This window comes from Kineococcus indalonis, from assembly GCF_009906395.1.
Lineage (GTDB): Bacteria > Actinomycetota > Actinomycetes > Actinomycetales > Kineococcaceae > Kineococcus > Kineococcus indalonis.
This window is the reverse complement of sequence record NZ_JAAALM010000766.1, coordinates 1-1,340: the sequence shown is the minus strand read 5'-3', so window position 1 is coordinate 1,340 and position 1,340 is coordinate 1. Positions and strand designations below refer to the sequence as shown.

Here is a 1,340-nt window from a genome sequence, read left to right as displayed (position 1 = left end):
CGGGTACGGAGGGGCGAGGTCCTCGGCGGTGTCCCAGGGCCCGGTCCGGCCGAACTCCTCCTCGGGCGCGGGACCGGCCCCGGGCGGCAGCGCCGGTGCCGCCTCGTCCTCGGCCTCCGCGGCGAAGCCGGGGCCGTCGTGGTCGAGGCTGAGCTCGTCGGCGCCCGCGGCCGGTCCCGCGCCGAGCAGGGCGCGCGCGCGTCCCGCGATGGCCGCGAGGTCGAGGCGCCCGGGGTCCCAGTGGCTGTTGTCCGGGACGTGCTGGTGACCGCAGACGCCTCCGAAACCCTCCCACTCCCGGGGGCTCATGCGCGTGGCGGAACGCACCCCGTAGGCCGTCACGCCCGCGGTGGGGCGGACCTCGCGCAGGTCGAGCGGCACGAGGCGCGCGACGGGGGCCAGGACCCGCCGCGCCAGCCACTCCAGGACCTCCGGCGGGGTTTCCCCCGTCTTCGCGGCGAAACCCCACAGCTCCACCTGCACCGCGTGCAGGCGGTTGGTGTGCAGGGCTCCGGGGCGCGCGAGGGCGTAGGCGGAGCGGTCCAGGGGCACGGTCTGCAGCACCAGGTCCGCGGAGGGCATCGCCCACAGGTGCGGCGGGTTGCGGTGCTCGGCGGCCCGGGTCCGGAAGCGCTCCATGCCGTCCTCGGCCTCGACGGTGTGGAAGACGACGCGCCACGGCGAGGGCAGGTAGCCACCACCGGCGGAGCGGGCGTTGCCGACCCGTTCCGCGCCCGGCAGCCAGAGCGGACCGGCCGGCGGAACCGGGGCGGTGGGGACGACCTGCGCCAGCAGCGGCAGGACGAGCCCGTCGCGCACCGAGGTCCAGTCCTCACTCGAGACCTCGCCCCCGGCCCCGGCTCCTTCCAGGTCCTCACCGGCCAGGGTCGCCGAGCGGAGCACGAGGCGGGCCAGCAGGTCCGGGTGGCTGACGCCGGCGGCGAGCGCCTCCAGGACCGCCGCCTCGTGCGGCGCCTGGTGGGCACGGGGCACCGGCGTGCCGCCCTGGAGCGGGAGCGCCCGCCAGCCGTCCCGCTCGTGCACCTCCCGCTCGTGCACCTCCCACCGGTACCCGTCCTCGCCGGGCCCGTCCTCGCCGAACCCGTCCTCGCCGGACCGGGACCCACCCGGCCGGAACTCCTCGACGCGGGCCTCGCCGAACGGGCTCTCGTCGAACCGGGTCCCGTCGTAGGCCGACTCCCCGTAGGCCGACTCCCCGTACGCCGACTCCCCGTACGCCGACTTCCCGTCGCCGCCCGGCCGCTCCCCCGTCGCGGCGAAGGGGGAACGCAACCCGTCCGCGGGCGCGGACCCGACCGGCCCCCCGCACCCGCACCGAC

The 1,340-nt window shown here is 77.9% G+C and carries 1 pseudogene; it reads right to left on the bottom strand.

From position 1 onward, the window contains the following. Positions 1-1,293: pseudogene (locus tag GTR00_RS20950) on the bottom strand (hypothetical protein); the annotation flags it as partial. Positions 1,294-1,340 lie beyond the last annotated feature (47 nt).